Raw genomic sequence first — 17,835 nt, 5'->3', positions numbered from 1 at the left:
ACCCGGGCCCGCGCCGTCCGCCGCGGGCGGGCCCCGGAAAGGACGGACGCCGGCCCCGCGGTGCGGGAGCCGGCGTCCTGGAGCGGTGGACACGGGTCCCGCCCGGGGGCGCCGCGCCCGCTACCGCACCGTGACGAAGTCCTCCGGGTCGCGCGGCGGGCGGTCCCGCGGGGGCTCGGACGCGTGCCCCACGGCCACCGACCCCATCGGCTGCCAGTCCCGGGGCACGTCCAGCACCTCGCGCACCACGTCCGCGCAGAACATGGTCGAGGAGATCCAGGCCGAGCCCAGCCCCTCCATGGCCAGCCCCACCAGCAGGCTCTGCACCCCGGCGCCCATCGCCACCTGGAACATCGACCGCTCGGCGTCCGCCCGGCGCGCGTCGGGGTAGGGGTGCGCGCCGTCGGCCACCAGGAAGGGCACCACCAGGTACGGCGCACCGCGCAGCACGTCGCCGCGCCGCGTCCGCCGGGCGATCTGCTCCTCGGTGAAACCGTCGCCGCGCAGGTCGGCCACCCACGCCTGCAGCATGGCGTCGAGCAGCTTCTTCCTCGTCTGCGCCGACTCCACCAGCACGAACCGCCACGGGGTCGTGTGGTGGGGCGCGGGGGCCGTCACCGCCGTGGCCACCGCGCGCCGCACGGCGGCGGGGTCCACGGGCTCGTCGGTGAACGAGCGCACCGTCCGCCGGGCCGGGACCACGTCCCGCGACCCGTACCGGAAGAGGTCGTCGTCGGCGGCGCGGACCAGCGCGGCCGCACCCGGCCCGTCCTCCTCGGTGACCAGCGCGCCCAGGCCGGTGACGACCGCGACCGGGACACCGCTCGTCTTGCCCTTGACCAGTTCGCCCGCCGCGGCGATCTCGTCGGCGACCGCGTTGACGGTCGCCTCCATCAGGTTGCCGTGGGTGTCCTCGGTGCCGCGCAGGTCCTGGACGGCCGGGAGCCCGGCCGCGCCGATGGCGACGTCGGTCTGGCCGACCCGCCACGGGCGCCCGAAGGTGTCGGAGACGATCACGCCCACGTTCACACCCCGGCGCGCGCGCAGACCGGCGCGGATCGCCCGGGCGGAGGCGTCGGAGTCCTCGGGCAGCAGAAGGACGGTGCCGGGCTCGACGTTGGAGGCGTCCACCCCGGCCGCGGCCATGACCAGGCCCTGCCGCGTCTGCACGATCCGGGTGCGGCCCGCGCGGGCGACCACCCGAACGGTCTCGGCGTCCACGGCCTCGTCCCGGCCCATCCGCCGGGAGCGCCCCTCGGCCTTGCTGACCACCTTGGAGGTGACCACGACGATGTCGCCGTCGGCCAGGGGGGTCCCGGAGGCCTCCGCCGCCTCGGCGACCAGGGCGGCCAGGTCGTCGCCCTCGCGCACCTCGGGGATGCCGCCGAGGCCGCGTACCCGCAGTTCGGCGCTCAACCCCCGGTCCCCCCGTCCGCGGCGCCGCGCCCCGCCAGCTCCACGGCCAGGTCGACCGCGGCCCGGGCGATGGCCTCGGTGGCGGCGGGATCGCTCATGTACAGGGGGCGCGAGCGCACCTCCACGCCCTCGACCACGGTGCCGGCGTCGGCGTCGTCCACCAGCCAGCCGTCCAGGAGGTCGGGGCCCAGGTGCTCGGCGACCGCGCCCGCGCCGGTCTCCACACCGATAGCGGTCAGGCAGGCGTCGGCCATGCCGCGCACCGGCGCCCCGCCGATGATGGGGGAGACGCCCACGACGGTCTTGCCGACCATGGCCTCGCGGATGCCGGGCACGTTGAGGATCGACCCGACGCTGACCACGGGGTTGGACGGGGGGATGATGACGGCGTCGGCCTCGGCGACGGCGGCCAGCACGCCGGGGGCGGGCCCGGCCGCGTCGGCGCCGACGCTGATGATCTGCTCGGCGGGCAGGGCGGCCCGGTGCCTGATCCACCACTCCTGGAAGTGGATCGCCCGGCGCCCGCCGCCGTCGTCGACGACCACGTGCGTCTCGACCTGGTCGTCGGTCATGGGGATCAGGCGTACGCCCGGCCGCCAGCGGTCGCAGAGCGCCTCGGTGATCGCGGAGAGGGGGTACCCGGCCGCGATCATCTGGGCGCGTACGATGTGGGTGGCGGTGTCCCGGTCGCCCAGGCCGAACCAGGTGGGCTTCATCCCGTAGGCGGCGAGCTCCTCCTTGACGGTGAAGGTCTCGTCGGCCCTGCCCCAGCCCTGTTCCTCGTCGATCCCCCCGCCGAGGGTGTACATCACGGTGTCCAGGTCCGGACAGATCCTCAGACCGAAGAGGGTGATGTCGTCACCGGTGTTCCCGATGACGGTGATGGTGTTGACCGTGGTCTGCTCGTCGGTGGCCGGTGCGCCGATTCCGAGCGCGGCCTTGAGGCCGCGGAGGAAACGCGCACCGCCGATACCGCCGGCCGGTACGACTATCCGCATGCGTCCAAGTCTGGCAGGCTGGGGGCGTGTATGGGTCGTCTGCCCCGCCGTGGGCTCGCGCCCCTCGTGTGACCGTTCCGGTACCGGGAGTCCGTGAACCCCGGGGCGAAGGTCGCCGTCTCACCCCTTCGGCCCGCTCCGGTGTCCCCCCGCACCTCCACCTGGACGCGGCCGATTCACCCGACAGTCCGACGATATGCCAAGCTTCCACCGACGCGACGGCGAAGAAGCAGCAGAGGGGAACCTCTCTTGAACAACGAAACACTAGAACGCCTGCGCCTTCCCGGGGCCTGGGTCCTGGTCGGCGCGGTGGGAGCGTCCATGCTCTCGGGCCTCATCCGACTGATCGCGGGCTCCGTCTTCCCGGGCACCTTCATCGGCGCGATGGGCGGGGCGAGCGGGTCGTTCTTCGGCCTCCACGTCCCGCTGCTGCTGGCCGCCGCGGCCGCACTCGTGCTGACGAGCGAGCGCACGCGCCAGGCGGCGTCGCCGATCGTGCTCATCGGCATGATCATGAGCGCGGTCGGCCTGCTGTTCGCCGCGGTCAACCTCATCACCGAGTTCGTCGGCGCGGCCGACGCAGGGAACATCGGCCTGGGCTTCGCGGGCTTCGTGTCCACGCTCGGCTCCGCCGCGGTGCTCGGCATCGTCGGCTTCGCCCTGCTCAAGGTCTTCGGGGACCCGACGCTGGTGCCCCGGCCCGCACCGCAGCAGCAGTACCAGTACCCGCCGCAGCAGTACCCGCCCGCGACCGGCGCGCAGCAGTCCTTCGCGCAGCCCGCGTACCCGGTGCAGGACGCGGGCTTCCCGGCCGCGGCCGACCCCGCGCAGACCGGGTCCGGGATCCAGCAGGGGTACGACGCCTCGCAGCAGTACGGTCAGCAGTACGCGGCCGACGCCGCCCAGCAGCAGTACGGGACGGGTGCTCAGCAGGGCTACGCCCAGTACGGCCAGCAGGCCGACGCCTCCGGGCAGCAGCAGGCCTACGACGCTTCCCAGCAGTACGGTCAGCAGTACGCGGCCGACGCCGCCCAGCAGCAGTACGGAACCGGCGCGCAGCAGGGCTACGCCCAGCAGGGGTACGACGCCTCGCAGCAGTACGGCCAGCAGGCGGACGCCTCCGGGCAGCAGCAGGCCTACGACGCCTCGCAGCAGTACGGTCAGCAGTACGCGGCCGACGCCGCCCAGCAGCAGTACGGGACCGGCGCGCAGCAGGGCTACGCCCAGCAGGGGTACGACGCCTCGCAGCAGTACGGCCAGCAGGCCGACGCCGCCGCCCAGCAGGCCGAGTACGGCCAGGCCTACGACCCGGCCCAGTACGCCCCGCAGAGCACCGAGCAGATGCCCGTCGTCGGCGAGCAGGCCGCCCAGGACGCCATCCAGTACGGCTGGTACCAGGGCGCCGACCAGGGCCGGCCCGCGCAGGACGCCCAGTCCGAGGGTAAAGTTGATCCATTCTTTAACTCGGGCGAGAACAACGGTACGGACGCGTCCGGACAGGGCGGCGGATCGTACGGAGGCCAGTACGGCTCCGGCGCCGGATACGGCTCTGACCAGCAAGGACAGGGCGGTACCGGTGGCCAGCAGGGCTGGTACGGCAGCGAGGACAAGCGCTGATCCCCGATCGGGGCTCCACGCACTCCACCGCCCTGGAAGGCCGTGAATTGCGTGGTAATCCACAGAACGGACATCTCCGAGTCGCCGTTGGCGGTTCGTTACATGATATTCAGTGGATTACCACGCAGGGCGCTTGACTCGAAGCAAGCGGCGCGCGTGTAATTTCAAGGTGGGATTCCACCCGGCCCGGGGGACGAAAATGGGTCGGGGACATCTATGGGGGGCAACAGGAGGTGCGCATGAGCGAGGTCATCCCGCTGGCGCACGGCTCGGACGAAGATCTGGGCTGGCAGGAACGTGCCCTGTGCGCGCAGACGGACCCGGAGGCGTTCTTCCCCGAGAAGGGCGGCTCGACACGGGAGGCCAAGAAGGTCTGCCAGTCGTGCGAGGTACGTGCGGAGTGCCTGGAATACGCGCTGGAGCACGATGAGCGCTTCGGCATCTGGGGGGGACTCTCCGAACGCGAGCGCCGTAGGCTGAAGAAAGCCGCCGGGGGAGATTTCGATTTCCTGGCGGACATGCTCTAGGGCACGCGTCCACGACGCGCGTCCGGGCCACGGGCCCGGGCGCGCGTCTTTCGTGTTCCCGGCCGTTCCGGGCGACCGGGTGACGATTGCCGCGCACACCCCCGGGTAGTGAATAAGCCGATATGGCGGTCCGGGGCGGGGCGAGACGAATAGACCCGTAATGGCGCCGGGTGGCGTATCGTGATGTCCCGCGCGCGCGAGCCGCCCCCGGCGCACCCACGCGCCCGCCGGCCCCACGGCCGGACCCACGCGGACCCGAACGGGGTCCTGCCCCCTTCTCCCGGAGAGATCCCACCACAGCCGTGCTCGACCCCGATTCCGACCGACACGTCGTCACCGCGGTCATCGTGTCCCACGACGGCGCCCGCTGGCTGCCCGAGACGCTGTCGGCCCTGCGCGCCCAGTCCCGCCCCGTCCAGCGCGTCGTGGCCGCCGACACCGGCAGCGCGGACGGCAGCGCCGACATCCTCGGTGAGCACCTGCCGTCCGGCGCGGTCGTCGACCTGCCCGCGCGCACCGGGTACGGCGACGCCGTCCGTGCCGCACTGGAGCTGCCCCGCGCGAGCACCGCCGTGCGCGGGGCCGACGAGGACGCCACGGAGTGGATCTGGCTCGTCCACGACGACCTCACCCCGGAGGAGGACACCCTCGCGCACCTGCTGGCCGCCGCCGACCGGGACCCGCGCGCCGCCGTCCTCGGGCCCAAGCTCCGCGACTGGTTCGACCGCCGCCTCCTCGTGGAGGTCGGCGTCACCATCGACGGGGCCGGCCGCCGCGAGACAGGCCTCGAACAGCGCGAGTTCGACCACGGGCAGCACGACGGCAACCGCCAGGTCCTCGCCGTCTCCAGCGCGGGCATGCTCATCCGCCGCGACGTGTGGGACCGGCTCGGGGGCTTCGACCCGGCGCTCCCCCTGTTCCGCGACGACATCGACTTCTGCTGGAGGGTGGGCGGGGCCGGACTGCGCGCCCTGCTCGTCACGGACGCGGTGGCCTACCACGCCGAGGCCTCCGCGCGCAGGCGCAGACCCATCACCGCCACACGCAACCACCCGCGCAGGGTGGACCGCCGCCACGCGGTCTTCGTCCTCCTGGCCAACCTGCCCTTCGGCGGCATGGTGGGCGCCCTGGTCCGCAACTCCGTGGCGTCGCTGCTGCGCGTCGTGACCTACCTGCTCATCAAGCAGCCCGCCAACGCGCTGGACGAGGCCGCGGCGATCACACTGGTGTACGTGCGGCCCCTCCAGCTCGCGCGGGCCCGCTTCCGGCGCCGCCGCGACCGCCGCCGCACCTACAGCGCCATCCGCCCGTTCCTCGCGCACGGGGTGGCGGTGCGCCAGTTCTACGACGTCGTCACCGGTCTGCTGTCCGGTGAGCCCGTCCGCAACACCCCCGGCCGCCACCAGGCCGTCACCGCGCCGCCCGCGGCCGAGGACGAGGACGAGGCCCCGACCGACAGCAACGGCTTCGTGCGCAGGGTCCTCCTCCGGCCGGGGGCGCTGCTGTTCCTCGGGCTCACCGCGGTCACGCTCGTCGCCGAGCGCTCCCTGCTGTTCGGCGACCTCCTCGCCGGAGGCGCGCTGCCCCCCGTCGCGGGCACCGCCGGCGACATGTGGGCCCTCTACCTGTCCGGCAGCCCCGACAGCGGACTGGGCTCCGACGGGCCCGTCCCGCCCTATGTCGGGCTCCTCGCCCTGCTGTCCACCGTCACCCTCGGCAAGCCGTGGCTGGCCGTCACCGTCGTCCTCCTGGGCTGTGTGCCCCTGGCGGGCGCGACCGCGTACGCCCTCGCCCGGCAGGTGCTGGGCTTCCGCCCGGCCCGCCTGTGGATGGCGGCCGCGTACGCCCTGCTGCCGGTCGCCACCGGCGCCGTCGCCCAGGGCCGGATCGGGACCGCACTGGTCCACGTCCTGATGCCCGTGCTCGGCCTGCTGCTGGTGCGGCTCGTCGCCATGCCCCCGCGGCCCTCGCGCCGGGCCGCGTGGGCCCTCGGCCTGGTCCTGGCGGCCGCGACCGCGTTCGTCCCCATGGTGTGGCTGCTGTCCCTGGTGACCGGGGTCCTCGTGGCCCTGGCCTTCGGGCACCTGGGCCGCCGCGTCTACGTCAGCATCGCGATCGGCCTCGGGCTCCCCGTCGTGGTCCTGCTCCCGTGGTCGCTCGAACTGTTCCTGCACCCCACCCTGTGGCTGCTGGAGGCCGGGCTGCACCGCCCCGAGCTGTCCGCCCCGGGCGCCGCCCCGCAGGAGCTCCTCCTGCTCTCCCCGGGCGGCCCCGGCACCCCTCCGTTCTGGGTGACGGCGGGGCTGGTCGTCGCCGCCCTGTGCTCACTGCTCCTGCTCCGCAACCGCGTCCTGGTCGCCGCCGGGTGGTCGCTGGCGCTCTTCGGCGTCCTCGTGGCCATCCTGACCGCCCGCGTCGTCATCGAGCCCTACTACGGGGGGCCGCCCGCCCCGGTCTGGCCCGGCGTCGCCCTCGCCTTCGCCGCGACGGCGGTCCTGCTGTCGGCGGCGACCGCCGCCCGCTCCTTCGGCGACATGGTGCGCCTGGGCGGCGCGCGCCGGGTCTTCGCCGTGGCCGTGGCGGTGCTCGCCCTGACCACCCCCGCCTCCGCGGCCGCCCTGTGGATGTGGAACGGGGTGGAGGGGCCGCTCACCGCCCGCGCGACCCCCGTCGTCCCCGGGACGCTGACCGGCGCCGACGGCGGCGGCACCGAGCCGCGCACCCTCGTGGTCACCCCGGACGGGGAGGGCGGGGTGGACTACGTCGTGGTGCGCGGGCGCGAGCCCCGCCTCGGAGAGGAGCGCATCGTCCCCCCGGCCGGGGCGCGCGCGGCCATGGACCGCGCCGTCGCCGGGCTCGCCGCGGGCCAGGGCAGCGACCAGGTCCACACCCTGGCCGACCACGGCGTCCAGTACGTGCTCTACCCGCGCCCGGAGGTGAGCGGCCCCGCCGACGCGACCATGGTCGACACCCTGGACGGCACCCCGGGGCTCGGCAGGCAGTCGCTGTCCCAGCACTACGCGCTCTGGGAGGTGGGAGTCCCCACCGGCACCCTGCGCGTCGTCTCCGAGGACGGCGCCGGCTCCGAGCCGCTCCGGGTGAGCGGCTCGGGGGACGAGCGGACCGCGGAGGTGCCCCAGGGCCGCACCGGGCGGCGCCTCGCCCTCGCCGAGGCCGCGGACCCCGGCTGGCACGCCACCCTCGACGGGGCCGAACTGCCCCCGGTCGCGACCGAGGGCGGGACCCAGGCGTGGGAGCTCCCGGTGGACGGCGGCGAGCTGCGCGTGTGGCACACCGACCCCGTCCACGTCGCCTGGCTGGCCACCCAGGGGATCCTGCTCCTGGCGGCCGCGGTCCTCGCCGCGCCGGGCGTGCGCACGGAGGAGGAGGTGCGCCTGATCGAGTCGACCCCGGCCCCGCGCCCGCGCCGGCCGGAGCGGCTGCGCGTGAACTCGCGCCGGAGGGGGCGCTCCCGGCGCGGAGGCCCCGTCCCGGGCCCGGGACGCCCCCCGACCGGGACGGAGGACGCCGACGGGCCGGAGGAGGGCGCGGCCGCGCCCGCGCCGGAGCCCGGCGCCGGACCGGGCACGGGCTCCGTGCCCGTCACCCCCGAGGGGGGACAACGCCGTGGGACGCGTGGCGCCCGCGGGGTCCGGAGGAAGGCCCCCGGCAGGCGCCGCGCGGGTGGCCGGCGCGGGGCCGACGACGGGGGCGCCGGAGCGTCCCGGACCGAGCGGGAGGAGTAGTCCGTGCGACTGATCGTGGAGAACCGTTTCGCGCTGTTCGGCCTGGTCGCGCTGGCCCTGGCCGCGCTGTTCGGCGTGGCCTTCGCCACCCGGCCCGTGACCGCCGAACTGGGGGTCACCGAGCCGGGCGCCGTGCGCCCCGACCACGCGGTGCGGGTCTGTCCGGCCCCGCACGAGGAGGGCGACAGCACCGTCGCCGCGTTCGCCCCCCGGGTGGGCCGCGACGACGAGGGAGAGCTGTGGGCGGAGTCCGTTCCGGCCGCCCCCGAGGAGGACGGGGACGCGGAGGACGGGAGCGGCTCCGGGGACGCGGAGGACGCCGCGGGACGCGACCTCCTCGGCGACGAGCTGACCGAGCCCGGCCGGGTGTGGAGCGCCGACGCCTCCGACGCCTCCGGCCCCACCGCGGTCCGGGCCGAGGGCTCCCTGGCCTCGGGCCTCGACGCCGCCCAGACCACCCTCTCCGGCGGCTCCGTCACCGAGGTGCGCTGCGTCGAGCCCTCCATCGGCACGTGGTTCGCCCTGCCCGGCGCCGGCGGGGGCGAGGCCGTGGAGGTCGACGCGATCACCGCCCTCCTGGCCAACCCCGAGGACTCCCGGGCGACGGTCAGCGTGGACGTCTACACCGAGGGCGGCCCCTCCTACTCCTCCGAGAGCCGGGGCATCTCCCTGTTGGCCGGGGAGTCGACCGAGCTCGACCTGACCGAGCTGGTCCGGAGCACGGGGGCCGTCGGCGTCCACGTCCGCACCAGCACGGGCCGGGTCGCCGCGTCCCTCCTCGCCGAGCACGCCTCCGGCGGGGCCGACTGGGTGCCGCCCACGGCGGCGCCCGCCGTGCACCACGTCGTGCCGGGGATCCTCGGCGGGGACGGGCGCCGCCACCTGGTCCTGGCCGCCCCGGGGGACGAGCCCGCCGAGGTGCGCGTCCACGCGGTCGCCTCGTCCGGGGACGGCGGGGAGGAGGACGCCTCCGGCGTCGGCGGCTCCGGGACGGCGGAGGACCCGCTGGTCGTCGCCGTGCCCCCGGCCGCAGCCGCCTGGGTGACCCTGGAGAGCGTCCTGGGGGGCGAGGCGGGGGCGGTCGTCGTGGAGTCGGACGTGCCCGTGGTCGCGGGCGTGGCCGCCGAGGCGATGGACGGCGACGACGTCGTCGAGACCGCCTACACGTCCGCCGTGCCGCCGCTCGGCCCGCCGCTGGACGCCACGGCCGTCCTGCCCGACGTCCCCGAGGGCACGGACACGGAGCTCGTCCTGAGCGCCGTGGAGGGCGACGCCTCGCTGATGGCCACGCCGGTCACCGCCGACGGCACCCAGGGGGACGCCGTGCGCGTCGCGGTCGCCGCGGGGACCACCGTCGTCTTCGGCGCGGAGGAGGACCCGTGGGAGGCCCCGCCGGGCGCCGACCCGGAGGACGGGTACGCGGTCCGCCTGGAACTCCTGGAGGGCTCCTCCCTCCACGTCGCCCGTGTGCTGCGCGACGGGGACGGCGTGAGCGTGCTGCCGGTACGCCCCGCCCCGGTCGAGATCCCGCTCCCGGTGGTGCGCGACAGCATGGTGGGGATCGTCCCCTAGACGGTATGCAGGGAGGGTTCGCTGAAAGGCCGGGACCTCGCTCACACGTTGCCGTGGGTTGCCGACCAGGTAGAACCTGGAAGGTAGTGCCTACATGTGTGGGAGGTCCCGGTGTCTTTCGAGCCTACGACCGTCGGACTGGACGTGCACGCCCGCTCCACCACCGTCCACGCCGACGCCGAACCCGCCGGGCGCCGGCCTGCCGCATGGTCGAGGACGGATGGCCGCTTCGCCGCGGCCCCGTCCCCGTCGCGGGTCCGGCCGCCGGGACCGGCCGGGGCTCGCGGACCGCACGGACGCCGGCGGCGCCCCGCGGGCACGGGGCGTCAGCTCTCGGGGTCGACCGACTCCGGTTCGACGCCGAGCAGGTTGGCGACCTCCTCGACCACCGTCTCGTGGACCAGGAGGGCCATCTCCTCGGGATCCTTGGTCCGGATCTCCACCGGGCGCCGGTACACCACGATGCGGGACCGGCCCGAGGGGTCGGTCTCCAGGCGGGAGAAGGGGATCGCCTCGGAGAGGGGTCCGTGGCGCGGGATGGGCGGGACGTCCTCCACGAGGAAGTCGACATTGGCCAGCTCGCGCGCCCACAGACGTTCGAGGCGTTCGACGGCGTCCAGGACGAGATCGTCGAAAGCCTGCGCCCGGCTGCGGAACACCGGCAGGTCAGAGGGCACGAGAGGACCGCGGATGCCTCGGCCGCGGCGGTCCCGGCGCCGCATTCGGTCTGGTTGGCCACTGGAAAGGCGCACTCGTCGCACACTTCGAGACTAAGCCATCAGGGGCCCCGCGCGTAGTCCCCTCCGCAGCGAAGGTGGCCGACTCCCGGATCCCGGGCCTCCCGGCCCCTCCCGTGGACCGCCCGGGGCGGCGCGCGGGGCCGTGGATGGAGCGCGAACAGACCAGCTCGTGGAACGATGCTGGCGTGTCCCTCAGTAAAGGCATACAGTCGAACGCTGTGAGCCCTGTTCGCCGCTGCTCCCGTACCGCCTGCCGGCAGCCTGCCGTCTTCACGCTCACGTACGTCTACGCCGACTCGACGGCCGTCCTCGGTCCTCTCGCCGCCTACGTGGAACCGCACTGCTACGACCTCTGCGCCATGCACGCCGACCGCCTGACGGCGCCGCGCGGCTGGGAGGTCGTCCGACTCCCCGTCGAGACGGCGGGAGGCGGCCCCGGCAGCGACGACCTGGAGGCCCTCGCCGACGCCGTGCGTGAGGCGGCCCGCCCCCCTGCCCGGAGCACACCCCCCGACGAGGTCGGCGAGGGCGCCGAGACGCTGCGCAGAGGTCATCTGCGCGTGGTCAGGTCCGACCCCGGCCGGGGCGACCAGCAGCGGCCGGGCGGCCCCGCCGGCCGGCCGTACACGGGTCCGTCCGAACCCCGCTAGACACCGCGGTGCCGGTGGGGTCGCCGCGCCGCCGCTTGCTAGCTTGGTACCGCGCGGAAGGACACGCGCGGGAACGAACGTGGAGCAGGACCGACCGTCCGGAGAAGACGTGGCTGATCTCGGAAGCATCTTCAAGGCATACGATGTGCGCGGTGTGATCCCGGACACCCTGAACGCGGACATCGCGCGCGCGATCGGCGCGGCCTTCGCCCGTGTCGTCGGCGGTGAGGCCGTCGTCGTCGCGCACGACATGCGCCCCTCCTCGCCGGAACTGGCCGCCGCCTTCTCGGAAGGGGTCACCGGCCAGGGGCTCGACGTGGTGTTCACCGGGCTGGGCTCCACCGACCTGCTCTACTACGGTTCGGGCCACCTCGGCCTGCCCGGCGCCATGTTCACGGCCAGCCACAACCCCGCCGAGTACAACGGCATCAAGATGTGCCGGGCCGGGGCCGCGCCCATCAGCGCCGACACGGGCCTGGACGAGGTCCGGCGCCTGGCCGAGGAGGGCGTCCCCGCCCACGACGGGCCCTCCGGGAACGTCACCGAGCAGGACCTCCTCCCCGGCTACGCCGACTACCTCCGCGGCCTCGTGGACCTGTCGGGCATCCGCCCGCTGAAGGTCGTCGTGGACGCGGGCAACGGCATGGGCGGCCACACCGTCCCCGCCGTCCTCGAACAGGGCCTCCCGCTGGAGATCGTGCCCCTCTACTTCGAGCTGGACGGCACCTTCCCCAACCACCCCGCCAACCCCCTCGACCCGGCCAACCTGGTCGACCTCCAGGCCAAGGTGCGCGAGACGGGCGCCGACATCGGCCTGGCCTTCGACGGCGACGCCGACCGCTGCTTCGTCGTCGACGAGCGGGGCGACGCGGTGCCGCCCTCCGCCGTCACCGCGCTGGTAGCGGGCGAGGAGCTCGCGCGCGAGCCCGGGTCCACGATCATCCACAACCTGATCACCTCGCAGGCCGTCCCCGAGATCGTGCGCGAGCGGGGCGGCGTCCCCGTCCGCACCCGGGTCGGGCACTCCTTCATCAAGGCCACCATGGCCGAGACCGACGCGATCTTCGGCGGGGAGCACTCCGCCCACTACTACTTCCGCGACTTCTGGCGGGCCGACACCGGTATGCTCGCGGCGATGCACGTCCTGCGGGTCCTGGGGACGGACGACCGTCCGCTCTCCCGGATCACCGAGGAGTACTCCCGCTACGCCGGATCGGGCGAGGTCAACTCGAAGGTCGCCGACGCACCCGGGCGCCTGGCGGCCGTGCGCGCCGAGTTCGCAGGCAGGGACGGCGCCACCGTCGACGAGCTCGACGGACTGACCGTCTCCCTCCCCGGCGGATCGTGGTTCAACGTGCGCGCCTCCAACACCGAACCGCTGCTGCGGCTCAACGTCGAGGCCCCCGACGAGGCGTCCATGGCCGGGCTCCGCGACGAGGTGCTGGCCGTCATCCGCGCCTGAACAGGCATCATGGTGGGGAGGGGCCGGCCGCACCGCCGTCCGGCGCGGCGGCCGCCCCGCCCCCGCACACACACGAGGAACGAGGACCATGAGCACGAAGATCGACGACTGGCTGCTGGAGATCCTGGCCTGCCCCCAGAGCCAGGCCCCGCTGCGCCACGACCCCGAGACGGACGAGCTGGTCTGCGACGAGAGCGGTCTCGCCTACCCCATCCGGGACGGCATCCCGGTCCTGCTCGTCGACGAGGCGCGAAAAATCGGTTGAGGTCGGATGGAACGGCACGGCTGTTCCGGCAGTCATATCGTGTGCGGCAGGGGATGAGGTCCCTCCTGGGGGCATGACGGGACGCACCCCCGCATTCCCCGCAACCCGTACCCTGTTCCTGCGCGCCCCGCTCAAGACGACCTCCCTGGAGGACCCCGATGCCCGGTTCCGAATCGCTGCTTCCGAGCGACCCCTCCTCGTTCGGCGAGTACAGCGTGACCGGACGGCTGGGCAAGGGCGGGCAGGGCGTCGTCTACCTCGCGGAGGACGCGGACGGCGGGGAGGTCGCGGTCAAGGTCCTCAACGACCAGTGGTCGCAGGACTCGGACCTGCGCAAGCGGTTCGAGAAGGAGGTCCGCGCGGCCCAGAAGGTCGCCTCCTTCTGCACGGCCGCGATCATCGACGCCCAGCTCGACAGCGACCCCCCGTACGTGGTCAGCGAGTTCGTCCCGGGCAAGGACCTCCAGGAGACCGTGGCCAAGGGCGCGGTCCTGCGCGGGTCCACGCTCCAGCGGCTCGCGGTCTCCACCGCGACCGCCCTGGTCGCGATCCACAGGGCGGGCATCGTCCACCGCGACTTCAAGCCCGGCAACGTGCTGCTCGGCCCGGACGGGCCGCGCGTGATCGACTTCGGCATCGCCCGGGTCGACGACGGCACCGCCACCATGACCAACTCGATCGTCGGCACGCCCTCCTACATGGCCCCCGAGCAGATCGAGGGCCGCGGCATCACCGACAAGTGCGACATCTTCGCGTGGGGGTGCGTGATCGCGTTCGCGTCCTCCGGACGCGCCCCGTTCGGCTCGGACACCGTCCCCGCCGTGGTGCACCGCGTGGTCAGCGCGCCCCCGGACCTGGACGGCGTCGACGAGGCGCTGCGCCCCGTCGTCGAGTCGTGCCTGGACAAGAACCCCGCCAACCGGCCCAACGCCCAGACGCTGCTGATGCGCCTGCTCGGCCACGACGGACCGGAGACGAGCGGCCCGTCCACCGACGACGTCGTCAGGCAGGGCGAGCAGATCGCCCAGGCGACCCCGGCCACCGGCGGCCAGACGCCGTACCGGCCCCAGCCGCCGACGGGCCCCCAGGCCGGCGCCGTCGGCTACACGCCCGTCTCCTCCAACCCGCGCCCCGGCATGCCGGGCTACCCCGGGGGCCCCGACCCCCGGCACGGGTTCGGCCACCCGGGCGCCTCCGGCCCGCGGCCAGGCCACCCCGGCACGTCCAACCCGCGTCCGGGGTACCCGCAGCACCAGCAGCCGCACGCCATGCACCACGGCGCGCACAACGCGGGCAACCCGATGCTCACGGGCATGGCCCCCAACCAGTCCTACGCCCGCCCCGGCGGTCGGCAGCCCATGCCGCGCCCGGTCGAGCAGAACTCCGTGCTCCAGCAGAGCTGGGTCATCCCGGCGGTCCTCATCACCATCGTGATCCTCCTGCTGCTCCTGATCCTGATCGCCCTCGGCGGAGGCTGATCCGCCCGCGGGGGCGGCGCACGCGCGATCCTCTCCCGCCTCCCTCCGGGGAGGGACGCGGTCGCGCGTCACACCCGCGTGAGCTCGTTCATGGCGCGGGACACGGCCTCGTCCACGAGGTCGCGCACCTGGGGCCAGCGGTCGTCCACGCAGTCGGTCGGCATCACGGTCACGCTGTCGGTCCCCGACATGCCCAGCGCGTCCCTCACCCCGTCCGGCGTGGTCAGGCGCCCGTCGGCGGACACCGCCAGGACACCGGTCCGGGGCCGCCCGATCTCCTGCACGACCACGCACAGCGACAGCGAGGCCTCGCCCACCACCAGTTCGAGGGCCGTCCACCAGTGCGCCGCGCCCGGGGTGAGCACGGCCCGGACCGCGGTCGCCGCGACCGGGCTCTCCGGGGCCGGGGCGTCGGAGCCGCCCGAGTGCACGATGGCCCGGGCGCCGGGGTCCAGGGCCCGCAGGATCAGGGCGACGGGCTCCCTGCACGACCGCACGTAGTCCTGGACGCGGCGGCGGGTCACGGCGGCCAGCGGCGAGACCGGCGAACGCGGCGCCGGGGCGGTGCTGTCGGACGACCAGCTCAGCTCCTCGCGCAGGGACCGTTTGACCAGCTTGGCGAAGTGCCGTACCAGCCCGGCGAAGCGCTGCTCGGGGTCCGCACCCGAGGACGGGGGCTCCGTGAGGCGGTCGGGCACCAGCGGGGGGAAGTCCGCCCTCCGCAGCACCAGCGAGGCCAGCACCCAGGGCAGGGCCCAGGGCCGGTCGTCGGGGTCCGCCCGCTGCCGGGGGCCGTCTCCGGAGGCGACCGAGGCGAGTTCGTCCAGGACCGCGGAGCACTCCGCGAACGTGTGGGCCGCGCGCACCACCGGGTGCACGGGGGCGGAGGCGGCCCCGGCCAGGCGGAGCGCGTGCTCGGAGTCCAGGGCGAGGCCGGGGGAGCGGGTGGGACCGTCCCCGGGCAGGGCGCGTGCGCGCTCGGCGAGTTCCGCGACGTGGGCGGCCGTGACCGGCTCACCCCACCTCCGGTCCTCCGAGGCGGACTCGACGAGCTCCTCCAGGGCCGGACCGCCGCCCAGCGCCCGGACACGGCGCCGGGTGAGCTCCCGCCGCGCCTCCCCGCGCGCGTCGCGGGGACGGTCCTGGCGGTGCTGGGCCCAGATCACCCGCAGCCGGTCGACGTCCATCAGGTCTTCGCGCACGGGGTTCGGGAGCCGGTCCAGAGCCGCGCCGCTGCGTAGGGTATCCACGTCCTCTCCGTAGCCCGTGGGCAGTTTGCCAAAACATGCCGAACGCCTTCACCTGTGGCCGTGACCGGACGCACGCGCGTGTGAACCCTTCGTGTTCACGCGCGTCCACGCCCGTCACATCAGGACCGGCGGCCGTCGAGCAGACGCATGGCCTTCTGCTTCTCGAAGTCGAGGGCTCGCGCGGGGGCGGCCGCGAGCCTGCCCAGCCGCTCCCCGTGCGTGCGCACACGGGCGAGGACGTCGGGCTCGGCGAGCACGCGCAGGGCGAACGCCAGGGCGGCGGGAGGGATGTCGAACTCCCGCTCCAGCTCCAGGCCGACGCCGATCGTGCGCAGGTCCTCCTCGGTGAAGCGGCGGTGCCGGTGCCCCCGGCCGGTCGGCTGCTCCTGGGTGCGGGGCAGCAGCCCCAGCCCCTCGCGGTAGCGGAGCATCCGGGCCGTGGTGCCCACCCGCTCCGCGGCGGCGGAGATCGGCACGGGGCCCGTCGGCCAGGTGGTCCGGTCGGGGGCGGGCGGTGCGTCGTCGAGGGCGGCCATGCACGCGACCCTAACCGAACGCCGCCACCGGTCGGCGCGAATCTGACAGGACTTTGTCAGCTTTGTGCTGGTGCCGGGCCTGCGGGCCTAGAATCGTGGTCGCAACGACCACCACGAGTGAGGAACGCATGGCTTTCGACTTCAAGGTCGCCGATCTTTCCCTGGCTTCCTTCGGCCGCGACGAGATCCGACTCGCCGAGCACGAGATGCCCGGTCTCATGGCCACCCGCGCCGAGTACGGGGACAGCAAGCCGCTGAGCGGGGCCCGCATCATGGGCTCGCTGCACATGACGGTGCAGACCGCGGTCCTCATCGAGACCCTCGTCGCCCTGGGCGCCGAGGTCCGCTGGGTCAGCTGCAACATCTTCTCCACCCAGGACCACGCCGCGGCGGCGGTCGTCGTCGGCCCCGACGGCACCCCCGAGGACCCCAGGGGCGTCCCGGTCTTCGCCTGGAAGGGCGAGACGCTGGAGGAGTACTGGTGGTGCACGGAGCAGGCGCTGACCTGGCCCGGCGCCGACGGCCCCAACATGATCCTGGACGACGGCGGCGACGCCACCATGCTCGTCCTCAAGGGCGCCGGATTCGAGTCGCTCGGGTCCGTCCCCGACCCCTCCACGGCGGAGAGCGAGGAGTTCGCGGTCGTCCTGTCCCTGCTCCAGAGGAGCCTGGCCGAGGACCCCGCCAAGTGGACCGGGATCGCCGAGGGCATCAAGGGCGTCACCGAGGAGACCACCACCGGTGTGCTCCGCCTGTACGAGATGCAGCGTGACGGCACCCTCGCCTTCCCGGCGATCAACGTCAACGACTCCGTCACCAAGAGCAAGTTCGACAACAAGTACGGCATCCGCCACTCGCTGCCGGACGGCATCATGCGCGCCACCGACGTGCTCATCGGCGGCAAGGTCGCCGTGGTCTGCGGCTACGGCGACGTCGGCAAGGGCGCGGCCGAGGCGCTGCGCGGCCAGGGCGCCCGCGTCATCATCACCGAGATCGACCCGATCAACGCCCTCCAGGCCGCCATGGACGGGTTCCAGGTGACCACCCTGGAGGACGTGCTGGAGACCGGTGACATCTTCATCACCACCACCGGCAACTTCAACGTCATCATGGCCGACCAGATCACCCGCATGAAGCACCAGGCGATCATCGGCAACGTCGGCCACTTCGACAACGAGATCGACATGGCCGGCCTGGCGAGGGTCCCCGGCATCGTGAAGAAGGAGATCAAGCCGCAGGTCCACGAGTGGACCCTCCCCGACGGCAAGTCCGTCCTGGTGCTGTCCGAGGGCCGCCTGCTCAACCTGGGCAACGCCACCGGCCACCCCAGCTTCGTGATGTCCAACAGCTTCACGAACCAGGTCATCGCGCAGATCGAGCTGTTCACCAAGCCCGACGAGTACCCGATCGGCGTGTACACGCTGCCGAAGATCCTGGACGAGAAGGTCGCCCGCCTGCACCTGGACGCCCTCGGCGTCAAGCTGACCACGCTCACCAAGGAGCAGGCCGCCTACATCGGGGTGGACGTCGCCGGCCCGTACAAGGCCGACCACTACCGCTACTAGTGCCGGGCGCCGG

14 protein-coding genes are annotated in these 17,835 nt (G+C 74.0%); 9 read left to right on the top strand and 5 right to left on the bottom strand.

Annotation, left to right across the window (positions count from 1 at the left end):
• Positions 1-120 precede the first annotated feature (120 nt).
• Both ACWGL3_RS23025 and cofD read right to left on the bottom strand, forming a co-directional pair.
• Positions 121-1,416: a coenzyme F420-0:L-glutamate ligase gene (locus ACWGL3_RS23025; RefSeq protein WP_267948292.1), complete on the bottom strand. Its 1,296-nt coding sequence runs from the start codon at positions 1,414-1,416 to the stop codon at positions 121-123.
• Positions 1,413-2,414: a 2-phospho-L-lactate transferase gene (gene cofD / locus ACWGL3_RS23020; RefSeq protein ID WP_267948293.1), complete on the bottom strand. Its 1,002-nt coding sequence runs from the start codon at positions 2,412-2,414 to the stop codon at positions 1,413-1,415. Before cofD ends, ACWGL3_RS23025 begins: the two co-directional genes overlap by 4 nt.
• Before the next feature lie 249 nt (positions 2,415-2,663).
• Between cofD and ACWGL3_RS23015 the strand changes: the two genes are divergently transcribed.
• The 4 genes from ACWGL3_RS23015 (at position 2,664) to ACWGL3_RS23000 (ending at position 9,876) form a co-directional block, all read left to right on the top strand.
• Positions 2,664-4,031 (top strand): hypothetical protein, encoded by a 1,368-nt coding sequence (locus ACWGL3_RS23015; RefSeq protein ID WP_452461768.1) that lies wholly within the window; start codon positions 2,664-2,666, stop codon positions 4,029-4,031.
• Positions 4,032-4,270: 239 nt separating this feature from the next.
• A complete protein-coding gene (locus tag ACWGL3_RS23010; protein WP_014908913.1) occupies positions 4,271-4,558 on the top strand; it encodes a WhiB family transcriptional regulator in 288 nt (95 codons plus the stop codon).
• A gap of 302 nt (positions 4,559-4,860) precedes the next feature.
• Positions 4,861-8,304: a glycosyltransferase gene (locus ACWGL3_RS23005; protein ID WP_267948295.1), complete on the top strand. Its 3,444-nt coding sequence runs from the start codon at positions 4,861-4,863 to the stop codon at positions 8,302-8,304.
• A gap of 3 nt (positions 8,305-8,307) precedes the next feature.
• Positions 8,308-9,876 (top strand): DUF5719 family protein, encoded by a 1,569-nt coding sequence (locus ACWGL3_RS23000; protein WP_452461767.1) that lies wholly within the window; start codon positions 8,308-8,310, stop codon positions 9,874-9,876.
• 326 nt (positions 9,877-10,202) lie between these two features.
• On the opposite strand, the gene ACWGL3_RS22995 is transcribed toward ACWGL3_RS23000, so the two are convergent.
• A complete protein-coding gene (locus ACWGL3_RS22995; RefSeq protein WP_267948297.1) occupies positions 10,203-10,598 on the bottom strand; it encodes a metallopeptidase family protein in 396 nt (131 codons plus the stop codon).
• A 236-nt stretch (positions 10,599-10,834) separates the two neighbouring features.
• Here ACWGL3_RS22995 and ACWGL3_RS22990 point away from each other — a divergent pair, with 236 nt between their 5' ends.
• The 4 genes from ACWGL3_RS22990 to ACWGL3_RS22975 all read left to right on the top strand — a co-directional run bounded on the left by ACWGL3_RS22990 (position 10,835) and on the right by ACWGL3_RS22975 (position 14,471).
• Positions 10,835-11,266: a DUF3499 domain-containing protein gene (locus tag ACWGL3_RS22990; protein WP_267948298.1), complete on the top strand. Its 432-nt coding sequence runs from the start codon at positions 10,835-10,837 to the stop codon at positions 11,264-11,266.
• A 109-nt stretch (positions 11,267-11,375) separates the two neighbouring features.
• Positions 11,376-12,728, top strand: a complete 1,353-nt coding sequence (locus ACWGL3_RS22985) for a phosphomannomutase/phosphoglucomutase (RefSeq protein WP_267948299.1) — start codon at positions 11,376-11,378, stop codon at positions 12,726-12,728.
• An 88-nt stretch (positions 12,729-12,816) separates the two neighbouring features.
• Positions 12,817-12,993, top strand: a complete 177-nt coding sequence (locus ACWGL3_RS22980; protein WP_082376097.1) for a Trm112 family protein — start codon at positions 12,817-12,819, stop codon at positions 12,991-12,993.
• Between the two features lie 158 nt (positions 12,994-13,151).
• Entirely contained in the window at positions 13,152-14,471 is a 1,320-nt protein-coding gene (locus ACWGL3_RS22975; protein ID WP_267948300.1) for a serine/threonine-protein kinase, read from the top strand.
• Between the two features lie 68 nt (positions 14,472-14,539).
• Here ACWGL3_RS22975 and ACWGL3_RS22970 read toward each other — a convergent pair whose 3' ends face one another.
• Positions 14,540-15,721: a hypothetical protein gene (locus ACWGL3_RS22970; protein WP_267948301.1), complete on the bottom strand. Its 1,182-nt coding sequence runs from the start codon at positions 15,719-15,721 to the stop codon at positions 14,540-14,542.
• 119 nt (positions 15,722-15,840) lie between these two features.
• Positions 15,841-16,257: a MerR family transcriptional regulator gene (locus ACWGL3_RS22965; RefSeq protein ID WP_267948302.1), complete on the bottom strand. Its 417-nt coding sequence runs from the start codon at positions 16,255-16,257 to the stop codon at positions 15,841-15,843.
• A 128-nt stretch (positions 16,258-16,385) separates the two neighbouring features.
• On the opposite strand from ACWGL3_RS22965, the gene ahcY reads away from it, so the two are divergent.
• Entirely contained in the window at positions 16,386-17,822 is a 1,437-nt protein-coding gene (ahcY, locus tag ACWGL3_RS22960; protein ID WP_267948303.1) for an adenosylhomocysteinase, read from the top strand.
• The last annotated feature ends 13 nt before the right edge of the window (positions 17,823-17,835 follow it).

The sequence above is a fragment of the Nocardiopsis sp. NPDC055824 genome (genome assembly GCF_053616335.1).
The sequence above is the reverse complement of the archived record's forward strand: the minus strand, read 5'-3'. Positions and strand labels throughout refer to the sequence as shown.

What these genes read in the sequence shown, in the direction of transcription:
- cofD (WP_267948293.1), bottom strand. Translation starts at nt 2,414, where the DNA reads ATGCGGATAGTCGTACCGGCCGGCGGTATCGGCGGTGCGCGTTTCCTC.
- ACWGL3_RS23010 (WP_014908913.1), top strand. Translation starts at nt 4,271, where the DNA reads ATGAGCGAGGTCATCCCGCTGGCGCACGGCTCGGACGAAGATCTGGGC.
- ACWGL3_RS22995 (WP_267948297.1), bottom strand. Translation starts at nt 10,598, where the DNA reads ATGCGGCGCCGGGACCGCCGCGGCCGAGGCATCCGCGGTCCTCTCGTG.
- ACWGL3_RS22980 (WP_082376097.1), top strand. Translation starts at nt 12,817, where the DNA reads ATGAGCACGAAGATCGACGACTGGCTGCTGGAGATCCTGGCCTGCCCC.
- ACWGL3_RS22975 (WP_267948300.1), top strand. Translation starts at nt 13,152, where the DNA reads ATGCCCGGTTCCGAATCGCTGCTTCCGAGCGACCCCTCCTCGTTCGGC.
- ACWGL3_RS22965 (WP_267948302.1), bottom strand. Translation starts at nt 16,257, where the DNA reads ATGGCCGCCCTCGACGACGCACCGCCCGCCCCCGACCGGACCACCTGG.
- ahcY (WP_267948303.1), top strand. Translation starts at nt 16,386, where the DNA reads ATGGCTTTCGACTTCAAGGTCGCCGATCTTTCCCTGGCTTCCTTCGGC.